Here is a 13779-nt window from a genome sequence, read left to right on the forward strand (position 1 = left end):
ATCCGCATTCTGATCGTGGAAGACGAAGCGCTGGTCGCGCTCGATCTGGCGACCCAGATGGAGGACCTCGGTCACGAGGTCGTCGGGCCGGCGCACAGCGTCGAACAGGCCATGCCGCTCGCCGAAGGCGAAGCGCTTGATTTCGCGCTGCTGGACATCAATCTGCGCGGCCGCCAGAGCACGCCGGTGGCGCAGGCGTTGATCGCACGCGGCATACCGCTGGTTTTCCTGTCGGGTTACGACAGCCCTCAGATGGTCGAGGATCTGGGCGCGGTGCGCGTGCTGCCGAAGCCGGTCCAGCCGCGCACGCTCGGCCAGCTCCTCAGCGAGGTGGCCTGACGCATCGGCGCGGCCGGCATGCCATCGCCCGCCCCTCAGGGCGGTCATGGCAGCGATGCTATTTCGGGAAATCTGGTGGGTGAGCAGGGACTCGAACCCTGGACCCGCTGATTAAGAGTCAGCTGCTCTACCATCTGAGCTACACACCCGGGAAGGCCGGTATTTAGGCCGGCCGGGCGGTCGTGTAAAGACGCACCGATAGCCATCTTCGACCAAAGAGAGCGACCGGCGGGTGCGATGGTTCGCCGGGCCCAGGATCTCCGACTTGGGGAAGCAACGGACCCGCCGGCAGCGCGGGCGGATCCGTTGCTTCCTGTGTGGACCGTCGGCCGGCCGGAACCGGCCTCGTCAGGCCGCGAGCTTGCGCGGCTGGTGGCGGCCTTCCTCGACCTCCTCGACGATCTTGCCGATGAACGCGTCCAGATCGCCCGGATTGCGCGAGGTGATCAGCGCGTTGTCGACGACCACCGGCTCGTCGCGCCAGTCCGCGCCGGCATTGACCATGTCGGTCCTGATCGAATGGTAGGAGGTAAGCTGGTGACCCTTCGTCGCGCCGGCTTCGGCCAGAAGCCACGGCGCATGGCAGATGGCGGCCAGCGGCTTGCCCGAGCGGAAGAAGTCGGCGATGAAGGCGACCGCCTTGTCCTCGACCCGCAGAAGGTCCGGGTTGATCTGCCCGCCCGGCAGGACGAGCGCGTCATAGTCCTCGACGCTGATGTCGGTCAGCGCCTTGTCGACCGGCACGGTCTCGCCCCAGTCGTCCTTGTCCCAGCTTCGGATGGCGCCGGTCTCGGGCGAAGCGACGTGAACGGTCGCGCCCTTCTCGCGCAGGCGCTCGAGCGGCTCGAACAGTTCGGACTTTTCAAAGCCGTGCGTTGCGAGGATGACGATCCTGGCGTCTGAAATCGATGGCATGGCGAACTCCTCATTGGTGCTTTCGTTCGCCAACGCCGCGCCGCGATGTCCGTTCCGGCATTCAGACCAGAAGCTGTCCCTCGGCGACCTTGACCGCATGCCCGCCTATCCGCGCGGCGTCGATGGCGCCGTTGCGGCCGGTGATCTCCAGCCGGATGCGCGAGGGCCGGCCCATCTCGACGCCCTGCTCGATCCAGCACGCGTTCGGCCCTTCCGACAGCCCGTCGAACAGGTGCACGGCCCCGGCGAATGCCGCCGCCGCCGAGCCGGTCGCCGCGTCCTCGGGGATGCCGTGATGTGGGCCGAACATGCGTGTGTGGAAGCTCGCGTCGTGCGCGACGGTCTGCCGGCAATAGACATAGGGACACAACACGTCGAGCGGGTCCTCGCCCGGCAAATGCGACAGCCACGACGCTTCGTCGAAACGGGCGCGCCCGATCGCATCGAGATCGGCGACCGGCACGCACAGATAGGGCACGCCCGCGCTCCACTGGCTGATGCGGTGGTTCTCGAAGCCGATCTCGTTCGGCGACAGGCCGAGCGCGGCGGCCACCGCGCCCACATCGAGCACCGGCTCGTGCGCCTCGGGCAGGCGCGGCAGGTCGAACTCGGCATAGGCGACCGTGCCGCCATGCAGGGCGACGCGCACCGGCCCGACCTTCTCCTCGATCACGATCAGCCGGTCGAGCGGCCCGCCGTCGCGTTCGGCCAGCGCGATCGCCCCGCCGACGGTCGGATGGCCGGCAAACGGCAGTTCGCCGCCGGGCATGAAGATGCGCGCCGCGCAGGTGTGCGCGGAATTGTCCGGCGGCAGCAGGAAGATCGTCTCCGACAGGTTGAACTCGCGCGCGATCCGCGCCATCGCCGCATCGTCCAGCCCTTCGGCCTCGAAGACGACGGCCAGCGGATTGCCGGCGAGCGCGGTGTCGGTGAACACGTCGTAGACGGCATAGGCGCGACTCATCGGCGCTCTCCCTTTTCCTGATCGTCGAAATGCCACAGGGCCAGCGCCCGCGCATAGTCGCGCAGCGGCGCGGCCTCGGCGGCCGAGCGGATCGCCAGCACCGCGTCGACCTCGTCATCGCCCGTGCGCGCCTGATGGGCGCGGACCCGCTCGGCGCAGGCCTCGAACGACAGCGCCAGCCGGCAGCGCCGGGCGACGTGCCAGGCATTGTCGGCCCGCGATCCGATCATCATCGCATCGAAGGTTTCGGGCGCCGGCTCGAGCCCCGTCTCCTCGGCCAGTTCGCGGCGGATGTTGGTGTCGATATCGATCGCGCCGCCGGTCGCATCGGCCGGGTCGAGCGATCCGGCCGGGAAATAGAGCTGGCCGGCATTGGCGGTGTGGCCGGCCATGCGGATCGCCAGCAGCGCGCCGTCCGCCGTCACCGGCAGCGAGGTGCCGGTGATGTGCGTCGCCGACGGGTCGCGGCCATGGTCGCGCCAGTAAAGGAAGGTGGCGAAGTCGGTGCGGTGCGCCCGCCCGGTCAGCACGCCGCCCTCGACCGAAACCTCCGTGAACAGGAATTGCGGCCCGTTCCACAGGCGCGGGTTGGCCGCCGTCGCCCGGCGCCAGTGCGCGGCGATGGCTTCCCGGTGGCGCATCGCGAAATCGAGCGGCGCATCGGTCAGGTGAAGGTCTGTCGAATCGATGGCGGCGATCATGGCCGGTCCATAGCACGGGCCGGCCGCGTCCGCCCTGCCCCATCGGTCCGTCTCGGCGCGGTCTGGCAGGTTGATCTGGATCAACTATATAAACAATCACGAATATAAGATTGCGCCTATACACCAATGGAGATTCCTCGATGTCCGACCCATCAACCCGACCGGCCCCGGCCTGGCAACCGCTCTATTTCCTGGCGGCGCTCGGCGCGGGCGGCCTTGCCGTCTCGTTTTTCATGTATCTGATGTGGATGACCCCGCATGCGGGCCAGCCCATCCCGTCCTTCACAACGCTCACGACCGCCTTCATCGAAGGCACGCTTGCCATGAAGGCGCTGATCGTCGTCGCCGTGGCCGGCATCGCCGTCTTCACCGCGCTGCATGTGCGGCTCGTGATCTGGAACGTCGTTCGCCTGCGCGCCTGGCACCCGACAGAGGCGGCGATCACCATGAAGCGCACCAACAGCGGCTCGGCGATCATGGCCGTGCCGCTGACCTACGCGATGGTCATCAATGTCGGCTTCATCGTCGGCGCGGTGTTCGTGCCGGGCCTGTGGGAGCGCGCCGAATGGCTGTTCCCGTTCGCGCTGGCCGGCTTCGCCGCGATCGGCGTCTACGCGCTGCGCCTGTTTGCGGGCTTCATGACGCAGATGATCGTCGAGGGCGGCTTCGACTGCGCCAAGAACAACTCGCTTTCGCAGATGCTGTCGGTGTTCGCCTTCGCCATGGTCGGCGTCGGCTTTTCCGCCGCAACGGCGATGAGCCACAATCCCCTCGTCTCGGTGATCGGCTTTTCGGGCGCCGCCTTCTTCATCTCGGCCGCCGTCCTGTTCGGCCTGATGTTCCTGTTCATGGGCTTCCGCTCGATGCTGGAGAACAAGGCCAACCCCGAAACCGTGCCGACGCTGTGGATCATCATCCCGTTCATCACCGTCATCGGCATCGCCCTTTACCGGATGAACATGGCGCTCGACCACAATTTCGGCGTCGAATGGCTGGCCGGCGAGAAGTTCGCCTTCCTGATCACCCTGTTTGCGGTGCAGCTTCTGTTCGGCGTGCTGGGCTATTCCGTGATGAAGCGGACGGGCTATTTCGAGACCTATGTCTCCGGACCCGGAAAATCGCCCGGCTCGTTCGCGCTGATCTGCCCCGGCGTCGCCCTGTTCGTCTTCGCCAACTTCGTCATCAATCCCGGCCTGGTCGGCCTGGGCGTGATGGAGCAGTTCTCGCTCGCCTGGTACATCGCCTATGTGCCGCTGGTCGCGGTCCAGCTCCTGACGATCCGCACCTTCTTCCGGCTGACGGGCAAGCTGATCACGTCGGACCGCCCGGCCCCCGCCGCGATGGTTCCGGCAGAATAGGGCCCCCGGACATCGTCATTGATCGAGCGGGCGCTCCGGCGCCCGCCTTCTATTCGGCCGTTCTCCAGGCGCCAAATGTTGACCGGTGCAGATGACAGCATATATGCTGTCAGAATGCGTGTGGTGGTCGACACCAACATATCCGTCTCCGCCATCATGAATGCGGCAGGATCGCCACGGCAATTGCTGCGATTGTGCCTTGAAGGCCAGATGGTTCCGCTGACGGGCAATGCTCTTTACAACGAATACGAGGCGGTGCTCGCGCGACCTGCGCTGTTCGAAAACCGCCCCGTTTCGATGAAGGAGATCGAAACGCTGTTCGATGCATTTATGTCCGTCTGCGTCTGGACGCCGGTTTACTTCCTGCTCAGACCGAACCTGCCCGACGAAGCTGATAACCACCTGCTGGAATTGGCAGTGGCGGGAAATGCGCGGGCAATCGCGACAGCCAACAAGCGCGATCTTTCGGGTGGACAACTGCACTTCCCCGACATCGCCGTGGGCACTGCAAGCGAGATACTGGAGCTGAAGGAGATGGACGAATGGCGACGCTGACAATCCGCCTTCCTGCAAGCCAGCATGAGCGCCTGAAGAACCTCGCTGCCCGCCGCGGCGTGAGCCTGAACAAGATGTTCGAGGAATTCGCCGCGCGGGCGATCGCCGAGAGCGATGCCGAAACGCGTTTCCTTCTGCGGGCCGACCGGGCGGATGTGGGCGAAGGCCTCAAGGTTCTTGACCGGCTGGACGGGCATTACGGCTCATAGGAACCCTGCCCGGGTGACGGATCGCGATCCGCCGAACCCTCATCCCCCGCGCCGCGCACCGGTTCGGGCATGATCGCGGCGACCGCCGCCTTGCGGTCGGGCGCGCCGGCCACCGCCTCGCGCTGCCGTTCGAGCCGTTTGCGATCACGATCGCGCACCGTGGCGATCACCGCTCTGCGCTCCGCTTCGTCGACACCGAGCAGCGCCAGCGCCCGGCCGCCCATCTCGACGCCCGCCGCCGCAGTCTCGCGCACCGCATCGTCAGCTCCCGCCTGGGCGAGCTGGATGGCGTGGATACGGTCATAGGCGCGCGCGACGAGCCTTGCCTGCGGAAACTCGCGCCGCACCATGGCGACGATCGCGTCGGTCGTCTGCGGCCGGTCGGTGCACACCGCAATCAGCCTGGCATCCGCCGCACCGGCCGCCTGCAGCACGTCGCGGTTGGTGCCGTCGCCGAAATAGACGCGCCGGCCGAAGCGCCCCGCCTCGCGCACGCGGCTCGCATCGGCGTCCAGCAGCGTCACCGGTACGCCTTGCACCAGCAGCGGCTGCGCCACCATCTGGCCGAACCGGCCAAAGCCGATGATCAGCGCCGTGCCGCCGGCATCGGCGAAGTCCTCGTCCATCGTTTCGGGCGCCGGCTGCGGCAGAAACAGCCGCAAGAGGCGCTCGTTCTGCGAGGAAAGCGCCATCGAGATGGTGACGATCGCGATCAGCACCGCCGCCGTCTGCGCGTCGAGGATGCCCGCGGCGGCGGCCGCGGCGAACAGCACGAACCCGAACTCGCCATGCTGGGCCAGCGCGAAACCGAGCCGCAGCGCCTTGTCGTGCGCGGTGCCGAACGCCCGGTTGACCAGATAGACGACGGTCCCCTTGACGGTGACCAGAACCGGCACGGCGATGACGATCAGCAGCCAGTTCTCGGCGACCAGCCCCAGATCGAGCGACAGCCCCACGGCCAGGAAGAACAGGCCCAGGAACAGGCCGCGAAACGGCTCGATGTCGGCCTGCACCTGATGCCGGTAGGAGGATTCGGCCAGCATCACGCCGGCGATGAACGCGCCCATCGCATAGGACAGGCCGACGAGCGCCATCACCAGCGAGGCGAAGATGACGACGCCGAGCGCCGCCGCCGTCATCACCTCGGGCGCGCGCGAGCGGGCAAGGACCGCGAACATCGGATCGAGCCCGTAGCGCGCCACGGCGATCAGGAAGGCGATGGCGGCGATGCCCGTCGCGACGGCGGTCGCGTTGGCCGCAAGTGAGGTCTCGGCCCCGCCGCCGGGCGCCAGCAGCGCCACCATCAGCAGCAGCGGCACGATCGACAGGTCCTCGAACAGCAACATGACGATGGTCATCTGGCCGAACGGCGAGGTCCGTTCGCCCGCTTCGTCCAGCGCCCTGGCGACGAGCGCCGTCGAGGACATGGCAAGCCCGGTGCCGACGACCAGCGCCGCCTGCCATTGGAGCCCGAAGGCGAGCGCGGTCGCGGTCAGCGCCGAACTGGTCGCCAGAAGCTGCACGAGCCCGCGCCCGAAGATCGTCCCGCGCATCTCCCACAGCCGCGCTGGCCGGAATTCCAGTCCGATCACGAACAGGAACAGCACGATCCCGAACTGGGCAAAATTCAGCAGCGCCTCGGGACTTTCGGTGACCGGCGTCACAAGCAGCAGTCCGGCGGCAAGCCCCGCCACCAGATAGCCGATCACCGCGCCAAGGCCGAGCCAGCGCGACAGCGGCACGAAGATGCAGGCGAGCACGATCAGCGCCAGCGCCTCGGTGAACCGCCATTCGGGCGCGGTCAGGCCCATCGGCGGGTTCGCCTGCGCGGCCACCGGCCCGATCGTTGAGGCAAGCGCGCCCGTCGCGGCGGCGCCGATGCGCGCGATGTGCCGCCCGCCTGTCAGTTCCATCCAGTCGTCCCCGCTTGTCGCGCCTGCCGCCGCGCGGCGCATTCGGCCATCGCCGCCACGATCAATGATAGCTTCGGGGCGCGCGGTTGCCAGTGCAAAGCGCGCCGGCGGTGATCTTCGGAGGCCTCGGCAAGCGATGCCTTGATCGCGAGCGCCGGCCGGGCGATGGAACGGACATCATGACGTCCGACGCAAACACCGCCCGACACGCCGCCCACTGGCCGCCGCTCGCCAGCCGCCGGCTGACCCTGTCGGTTTTTTCGCTGTCGATCGGCATCGTCTTCTTCGCCTTCTCGCTCACGCCGTCGCTGATCCCGCGTGACTATGTGCTTCAGGGCGTGCTCGGCGGCATCGTGATGGCGCTCGGCTATGGCCTCGGCCAGTTCGGGCTGCTGCTGTGGCGCTATGTCGAACTGCCGGTGCTGGGCGGCACGCCGAACCGCGCGCTCAATGCAATCGTGCTGGTCGCCGCCGCCGCGCTCGCCGTCTACTTCCTCGGCAACACCGCCGAATGGCAGAACTCGATCCGCGTGCGCGTCGGCATGGAGCCGGTCGATGCGACGCACCCGGTCAACGTCGCCGCGATCGCCGCCGCCGTGTTCGTGCCGCTATGGATCATCGGCTGGGCGTTCCAGCTTCTGCTCGACACGCTGCGCCGCCAGTTGCGCCGTCTGATACCGGTGCGGCTGGCCAACCTGCTCGGTCTGGTGCTGGCCGCCTATGCGGCCTGGGCGCTGATCGACGGCTTTCTGGTGCAGCGCTTCCTCGCCTTTGCCGATGACGTCTATGGCGAGGCCGAGGCGCTGTTCGAACCCGAGATCGCCCGGCCCGACGATCCGCTGAAGGCCGGCAGCCCCGTCTCGCTCGTCGACTGGCGCGCCATGGGCCGCTGGGGCCGGCGCTTCGTCGCCACCGGCCCGGACGCAGAAGCGATCGCCGCCTTCACCGGCCAGCCGGCCGAACAGCCGATCCGCATCTATGTCGGCCGCAACGCCGCCGAGTCGCCGGCCGAGCGCACCGAGATCGCCTTCGCCGAAATGCTGCGCACCGGCGCCTTCGAGCGCGAGGTGCTGCTGATCGCCATGCCGGTCGGTTCGGGCTGGCTCGACGCGGGCGCTCACGATCCGCTCGAATTCATGCATGGCGGCGACGTGGCCACGGTCGCCGTGCAATATTCGCACCTTGTCAGCTGGATCTCGCTCGTCTTCGAGAGCGACGCCGGCCTCGAGCAGGCCCAGTCCCTGTTCGATCGCGTCTACGACCACTGGAAGAAGCTGCCGCCGGGCGACCGGCCCGAACTCTACCTGCACGGCATCAGCCAGGGCGCGCTCGTCTCGATGGCCTCGATCGACCTGTTCGAGATGGTCGCCGAACCGATCGACGGGGCGGTCTGGGCCGGCCCGCCCTTCGGCAGCGATCTGTGGTCACGCGCCACCGGCGCCCGCGATCCCGACAGCCCCTACTGGCTGCCGGTGGTCAACGAGGGCGAATTCGTGCGCTTCGTCAACCAGAACCCGGCCAACCTGACCCGCGGCAGCGCCGACTGGGGCCGGGTGCGCGCGGTCTTCCTGCAATATGGCAGCGACCCGATCGTCTTCTTCGATCCGCTGGCGGCGCTGCGCCGGCCGCCCTTCATGCAGGCGCCGACCGCGCCGGACGTGTCGCCGCAACTGCAATGGTACCCGTTCGTGACGCTGTTCCAGCTCGCCCTCGACATGGCCCTGTCGCAGAACATCGCGCCCGGCTACGGCCACCGCTACATCGCCCAGGACTACATCCCCGCCTGGGTGGCCGTCACCCGGCCCGAGGGCTGGACGGCCACCGACACGACGCGGCTGATGCAGCGGTTCGAGGGGTTCGATCCGGGATAGTGGATGGTGAATAGTGAGTGGTGAATGGTTCGCCCGAGCATGGCGGGCCAGCCCCATTCACGATTCACCAATTCACCATTCACCCGCCCGTCAGTTCTTTTCCTTGTCGACCAGCTTGTTGGCGGCGATCCACGGCATCATGCCGCGCAGCTTCTCGCCCACTTCCTCGATCTGGTGCGCATCGTTGACCCGGCGGATGCCCTTGAACCGGGCCGCGCCCGAATGCCATTCCTGCATCCATTCGGAGGTGAACTTGCCGGTCTGGATGTCCTTGAGCACGCGCTTCATCTCCGCCTTGGTCTCGTCGGTGATGATGCGCGGACCGGAGACATATTCGCCCCACTCGGCCGTGTTGGAGATCGAATAGTTCATGTTGGCGATGCCGCCCTCATACATCAGGTCGACGATCAGCTTGACCTCGTGCAGGCACTCGAAATAGGCCATCTCCGGCGCATAGCCCGCCTCGACCAGCGTCTCGAAACCGGCGCGGATCAGTTCGACCAGCCCGCCGCAAAGGACCACCTGCTCGCCGAACAGGTCGGTCTCGCACTCTTCCTGGAAATTGGTCTCGATGATGCCCGACCGGCCGCCGCCGACGCCGCACGCGTAGGAAAGCGCCATGTCGTGCGCATTGCCCGAGGCGTCCTGATGGACAGCGATCAGGCACGGCACGCCGCCGCCCTTCATGTATTCGCCGCGCACCGTGTGGCCCGGGCCCTTGGGCGCGATCATCAGCACGTCGAGCGTCTTCTTCGGCTCGATCAGGCCGAAATGCACGTTCAACCCGTGCGCGAACGCGATCGCCGCGCCGTCGCGGATGTTGGAGGCGATATGCGCGTCGTAGATGCCGGCCTGCAGTTCGTCGGGGGTGGCCATCATGATCAGATCGGCCCAGGCGGCGCCCTCTGCGACGCTCATCACCGTGAAGCCGTCCGCTTCGGCCTTGAGCGCGGTCGTCGAGCCCTCGCGCAGCGCGATCCGCACGTTCTCGGCGCCCGAATCCTTCAGGTTCATCGCATGGGCCCGGCCCTGCGATCCGTAGCCGACGATCAGCACCTTCTTGCCCTTGATCAGGTTCAGGTCCGCGTCGCGGTCGTAGTAAACTCGCATGAATATCTCCGTTGTGGTCTTTGAGCGTGGGGGGGGGTTGAATGGTCACTCCGCCCCGTAGAGGCGGAAGAACTGGTCGATGGCGCCGGCGACGTGCGTCGCCATGGCGCGCTCGGAATTGGTCGCCGGCACGTGTTCGCCGAGCATCAGCCGCACATGCATGTCGCGCACGATCAGCCCATAGAGCGTCTCGAACGCCTCCTGCGTGTCGGCAAAGCGCAGATGACCGGCGCGGCGGCCCGCCTCGATCAGCGCCTTGGCGCGGGTGGAGACCGTCCTGCGCCCCCGCGCGACAAGAAGATCGCCCAGCCGCGAGCCGTCGCGGCTCGCCTGGCCGATCGCCAGCCGGTTGAGCGCCAGCGAGGCCGGTCCCGACAGGACCGCCAGAAGATCGATGCCGAACCCCTCGAGGTCCGCGCGGAAGCTCTCGGCGGGACGCGTCGCCGACGGCCCGCCCACCGCGACGCGGACCTTGGACGCCTGATAGGCGATCATCGCGGCGAGCACGCCGTCGCGATCGCCGAACCATTTGTAAAGGCTCTCCTTGGAGCAATTGGCCGCGCGCGCCAGCCCGGCCGTGGTGATCGCGCGTTCGCCGCCCTTGACCAGCAGTCCCAGCGCCGCCTCGAGCACCTCTTCCTGGCGCGCCGTGAAGCGCTCCTGATAGCCCGCATCGTCGGCGCCGCCGCCGGTCTGGTCGATCTCGCAATGCTGGTCCATGGCAGCCTCCTTTCTTCGCGTACCGTACCGTTCGGTACGATGTCAAGATGGATCCCTGATCGACGCGATACCGCTTGTCCACCGGCCGCGACCTTCCTAGGAAAAGGCGATGACCGCACCGACCCCGATTCCCGTCCGGCCGACCGAGGCGCGTGATATCCCCGCCCTGACCGCGCTGCTCAACCGGATCATCGCGATCGGCGGCACGACGGCCTACGAGGAGCCGTTCTCAGAGACCAAACTGGCCGCACATCTGCTCGACGATAGCCGCCTGATCTGCTGCCACACCGCGCTCGATCCTTCGGACGGTGATCCGGCCGGCTATCAGGTGCTCAAGAGCCATCCCGATCTGCCGCCGGACTGGGGCGACATCGCCACCTTCGCACGGGTTGAGCCCAAGCTGCCCGGTGTCGGCACCGCGCTGTTTGCCGCCACAAGCGCTTCTGCGCGCAGCAATCGCCTCGTCGCGATCAACGCGACCATCCGCGCCGACAATGCCGGCGGGCTCGCCTATTACGGCAAGATGGGCTTTCAGGACTACGCCGTCGAAAAGGATGTCCCGCTCGGCGACGGCACGCCCGTCGACCGGATTTCACGACGCTTCATGCTGTAGTCGGCAGGAGGCTTCCGCCCCCACCCTGTCGCGCCCGGCATGAGTGTCTGCGGATGGACATCGTTGCGGCGCACGAATGCTGTGCATATATTCGTGACCATCGGAGGAATGGCATCATGGAAAGCACCAGGGAACGCGCGGCGTTCACCTTGTCGGCGGCGATCAAGTCGGAACTCGAAAAGGCTGTGCCCAAGAGCAAGCGTTCGCGCTTTGTCGAGCAAGCCATTGCCGACGCGCTGATGGAGCGCGCAAGGCAGAGGGCGCGGGACGCCATCCGATCCGCACCGGCCTATCCGGTGCGCGGCGGGGACAGCATCGCCACGCTTCATCGCATCCGGGCCGAGCGCGATCGTGATCTCGTCCATCGCTCCGACCTCGGACCGACATGATCGTCATCGACGCCTCGGTCTTCAACAAGCTGTTCCTGCAGGAACCCGACCGGGAACTCGCCGTGGCCCTGTTCGATACCGCGTTGCGCGATCAGACGCCGCTTCTCGCGCCGGACCTGATCGTGCACGAGGCTCTGGCCGTCGCCTTGCATTACGAGGTTCCCTCGCATGTCGTCTTCGATTTGCTCGAGCCCTTCACCGACGCCGGCATGCGCCTGCTGCGGCCGACGCGTGCGGTCGCCGGACGCGCTTTCGCCATGGCGCAAGGCGAAGGGCGACCGTCGTTGCAGGATTGCATCTATCACGCCGTCGCGCTTGTGGAGGGCGGCACGTTCGTAACCGCCGACGAGCGGCATGTCCGCAAGACCGCGCATCACGGTTCCGTCGCGCTGCTGCGCGAGTGGAATGGGACCGCTGGCTGAGGCGACGAATCAGGCCGAGTCGGCGGCGACCTGGCACCGGTCCAATGCCAACAGAAACCGCTTCACCGCGCCCTCCATGCCGAATTCGAGCGCATCGGCCGTCAGCCCGTGGCCGATCGACACTTCGGCAAGATCCGGCACCGCCGCGACGAGCCCCGGCAAATTGGCGACCGTCAGGTCGTGGCCGGCGTTGACCCCGAGCCCGGCGGCGCGCGCCGCATCGGCGGTCCGCCGCAGCAGATCGACCTGCGCGGCAGCCTCGGCGGCGCTGTCGTGGCAGGCGCCGTAGGGGCCGGTGTAGAGTTCGACCCGGTCGGTGCCGGTCGCAAGCGCCGCCGCGATCCCCTCTTCGCCCGCATCGGGATCGCAGAACAGCGACACGCGCATGCCCCGCCCCTTCAGCCGCTGCACGCAATCGCGCAGGAAGTTGCCCTGCCCGGCGAAATCCCAGCCATGGTCGGAGGTGGCCTGGTTCGGATCGTCGGGCACGAGCGTGACCTGCTCGGGCGCGTTGGCCTCGACCAGATCGAGAAACGCCTCCGACGGGTAGCCCTCGATGTTGAACTCGGCGTCGGGGAACCAATCGTCGATCAGCGCCCTTATCTGGGGCAGGTCGGAGAAGCGCACATGCCGCTCGTCGGGCCTTGGGTGCACCGTCAGCCCGTGCGCCCCGGCCTGGAGTGCGATGCGGCCCAGATGCGTCACCGACGGCCACGGCAGGTCGCGCCGGTTCCGCAGAAGCGCCACGGCGTTCAGGTTGACGGACAGATGGGTGGGCAAGGCGGGCCTCCGACCAAAGATTCCGGCGGCTTGATATAGCGCAATGCCGCTCGCGGCCAGCCATATCAGTTTTCCGCTTCATGGCCGGCACCAAATCTCGGAGCGCGCGATGATCACAGTCGAACCCCTGTCGCCCGGCGTGCTGTCGCTCGACGTGACCGGCAAGCTCGACAAGGGCGATATCGAACATGCCATCACCGAACTCGAGGCTGCGCGCGAGGAGCACGACGAGATCAGCCTCGTCGTCGATCTGAGCGGCTTTGCCGGCATGACGGCCGAGGCGCTGATCGCCGACCTGCGCTACGGCTTTTCACACATCAACGATCTGGGCCACTACCGGCGGATCGCCGTGATCACCGGTCATGACTGGATCGAGACGCTGATCCGGCTTGAGGGCAAGGTGTTCCGCACGCTCGACATCCGCTGCTTCAAGCCCGACGAACGCCAGAACGCGCGCGCCTTCGCCAACGGCATGGACGTGCCCCCGCCCAGGCACAAACCGGCGATCGTGCGGGTGCCCACCGACCGCGCCAACATGCTCGCCTTCCGCATCACCGACAAGGTGCGCGCATCCGACGCCAAGGCGATCATGGGCTTTCTGAAGGACACCTATACGCGCCATGACAAGATCGACCTGATGGTGATCATCGAGGAACTGGAAGGCTTCGACCCGGCGATCCTGTTCGACACGGGCACCTGGAGCGCCAAGGCGCAGAGCCTGTCCCATGTCGGCCGCTACGCGGTGGTCGGCGGACCGGACTATGTGCGCCGCACGGCCGGGTTCCTGGGCGCCTTCATGCCGGTCGAGATCAAGGCGTTCGAGCGCGACGAGGAAGAGGCGGCCTGGGCCTGGCTCAACGCCGCCCCGCTGCTGGCGGCCTAGAAGGGCGCTCGCGCGCCTTCGCTCTTTGTTGGACCAG

General features: G+C 67.2%; 16 protein-coding genes and 1 tRNA gene. 9 read left to right on the forward strand and 8 right to left on the reverse strand.

The features are described from left to right. Nucleotides 1–15: 15 nt before the first annotated feature. Nucleotides 16–339, forward strand: a complete 324-nt coding sequence (locus tag E0E05_RS12870; RefSeq protein WP_158629366.1) for a response regulator — start codon at nt 16–18, stop codon at nt 337–339. Between the two features lie 73 nt (nt 340–412). On the opposite strand, the gene E0E05_RS12875 is transcribed toward E0E05_RS12870, so the two are convergent. The 4 genes from E0E05_RS12875 to E0E05_RS12890 form a co-directional block, all read right to left on the reverse strand. After that, nucleotides 413–488 (reverse strand) — tRNA-Lys (locus E0E05_RS12875). Nucleotides 489–687: 199 nt separating this feature from the next. Beyond that, complete coding sequence (locus tag E0E05_RS12880) at nt 688–1254, reverse strand: type 1 glutamine amidotransferase domain-containing protein (protein WP_131617080.1); 567 nt, start codon at nt 1252–1254, stop codon at nt 688–690. 61 nt (nt 1255–1315) lie between these two features. Continuing rightward, on the reverse strand, nt 1316–2218 hold the full coding sequence (locus E0E05_RS12885) for a PhzF family phenazine biosynthesis protein (RefSeq protein ID WP_131617081.1): 903 nt from the start codon (nt 2216–2218) through the stop codon (nt 1316–1318). After that, a complete protein-coding gene (locus E0E05_RS12890; RefSeq protein ID WP_131617082.1) occupies nt 2215–2919 on the reverse strand; it encodes an NUDIX hydrolase in 705 nt (234 codons plus the stop codon). Before E0E05_RS12890 ends, E0E05_RS12885 begins: the two co-directional genes overlap by 4 nt. 140 nt (nt 2920–3059) lie before the next feature. On the opposite strand from E0E05_RS12890, the gene E0E05_RS12895 reads away from it, so the two are divergent. The 3 genes from E0E05_RS12895 to E0E05_RS12905 all read left to right on the forward strand — a co-directional run bounded on the left by E0E05_RS12895 (nt 3060) and on the right by E0E05_RS12905 (nt 5041). Then, nucleotides 3060–4277, forward strand: a complete 1218-nt coding sequence (locus tag E0E05_RS12895; protein WP_131617083.1) for a TsoY family (seleno)protein — start codon at nt 3060–3062, stop codon at nt 4275–4277. A 123-nt stretch (nt 4278–4400) separates the two neighbouring features. After that, nucleotides 4401–4832 carry a putative toxin-antitoxin system toxin component, PIN family gene (locus E0E05_RS12900; protein ID WP_210215712.1) on the forward strand — a complete coding sequence of 144 codons (432 nt, stop codon included), beginning with the start codon at nt 4401–4403 and terminating at the stop codon, nt 4830–4832. Then, nucleotides 4820–5041 (forward strand): ribbon-helix-helix protein, CopG family, encoded by a 222-nt coding sequence (locus tag E0E05_RS12905; RefSeq protein ID WP_131617085.1) that lies wholly within the window; start codon nt 4820–4822, stop codon nt 5039–5041. Before E0E05_RS12900 ends, E0E05_RS12905 begins: the two co-directional genes overlap by 13 nt. On the opposite strand, the gene E0E05_RS12910 is transcribed toward E0E05_RS12905, so the two are convergent. Further along, the gene (locus tag E0E05_RS12910) at nt 5029–6954 is read right to left on the reverse strand and encodes a cation:proton antiporter domain-containing protein (RefSeq protein WP_158629367.1); all 1926 of its coding nucleotides are present in this window, start codon (nt 6952–6954) and stop codon (nt 5029–5031) included. The two genes, E0E05_RS12905 and E0E05_RS12910, sit on opposite strands and share 13 nt — an antisense overlap. A 179-nt stretch (nt 6955–7133) precedes the next feature. Between E0E05_RS12910 and E0E05_RS12915 the strand changes: the two genes are divergently transcribed. Beyond that, nucleotides 7134–8825: an alpha/beta hydrolase gene (locus E0E05_RS12915; protein WP_131617087.1), complete on the forward strand. Its 1692-nt coding sequence runs from the start codon at nt 7134–7136 to the stop codon at nt 8823–8825. A gap of 90 nt (nt 8826–8915) precedes the next feature. Here E0E05_RS12915 and ilvC read toward each other — a convergent pair whose 3' ends face one another. Both ilvC and E0E05_RS12925 read right to left on the reverse strand, forming a co-directional pair. Beyond that, nucleotides 8916–9935 (reverse strand): ketol-acid reductoisomerase, encoded by a 1020-nt coding sequence (gene ilvC, locus E0E05_RS12920; RefSeq protein ID WP_131617088.1) that lies wholly within the window; start codon nt 9933–9935, stop codon nt 8916–8918. Nucleotides 9936–9980: 45 nt separating this feature from the next. Continuing rightward, nucleotides 9981–10655: a TetR/AcrR family transcriptional regulator C-terminal domain-containing protein gene (locus E0E05_RS12925; protein WP_131617089.1), complete on the reverse strand. Its 675-nt coding sequence runs from the start codon at nt 10653–10655 to the stop codon at nt 9981–9983. A 109-nt stretch (nt 10656–10764) separates the two neighbouring features. Between E0E05_RS12925 and E0E05_RS12930 the strand changes: the two genes are divergently transcribed. Genes E0E05_RS12930 through E0E05_RS12940 form a run of 3 tightly spaced genes read left to right on the forward strand, consistent with a single transcriptional unit; the run spans nt 10765 to nt 12079 of the window. After that, nucleotides 10765–11268, forward strand: coding sequence for a GNAT family N-acetyltransferase (locus E0E05_RS12930; protein WP_131617090.1), 504 nt, complete (start codon nt 10765–10767; stop codon nt 11266–11268). 53 nt (nt 11269–11321) lie between these two features. Then, nucleotides 11322–11657 carry a hypothetical protein gene (locus E0E05_RS12935; RefSeq protein WP_131617091.1) on the forward strand — a complete coding sequence of 112 codons (336 nt, stop codon included), beginning with the start codon at nt 11322–11324 and terminating at the stop codon, nt 11655–11657. After that, complete coding sequence (locus E0E05_RS12940) at nt 11654–12079, forward strand: type II toxin-antitoxin system VapC family toxin (protein ID WP_131617092.1); 426 nt, start codon at nt 11654–11656, stop codon at nt 12077–12079. Before E0E05_RS12935 ends, E0E05_RS12940 begins: the two co-directional genes overlap by 4 nt. 9 nt (nt 12080–12088) lie before the next feature. On the opposite strand, the gene E0E05_RS12945 is transcribed toward E0E05_RS12940, so the two are convergent. Further along, nucleotides 12089–12859 carry a pyridoxine 5'-phosphate synthase gene (locus E0E05_RS12945; RefSeq protein WP_131617093.1) on the reverse strand — a complete coding sequence of 257 codons (771 nt, stop codon included), beginning with the start codon at nt 12857–12859 and terminating at the stop codon, nt 12089–12091. A 109-nt stretch (nt 12860–12968) separates the two neighbouring features. Between E0E05_RS12945 and E0E05_RS12950 the strand changes: the two genes are divergently transcribed. Then, on the forward strand, nt 12969–13742 hold the full coding sequence (locus E0E05_RS12950) for a SpoIIAA family protein (protein WP_158629368.1): 774 nt from the start codon (nt 12969–12971) through the stop codon (nt 13740–13742). Nucleotides 13743–13779 lie beyond the last annotated feature (37 nt).

It is taken from the genome of Roseitalea porphyridii (assembly GCF_004331955.1).
In the GTDB taxonomy this organism is placed as follows: Bacteria; Pseudomonadota; Alphaproteobacteria; order Rhizobiales; family Rhizobiaceae; genus Roseitalea; species Roseitalea porphyridii.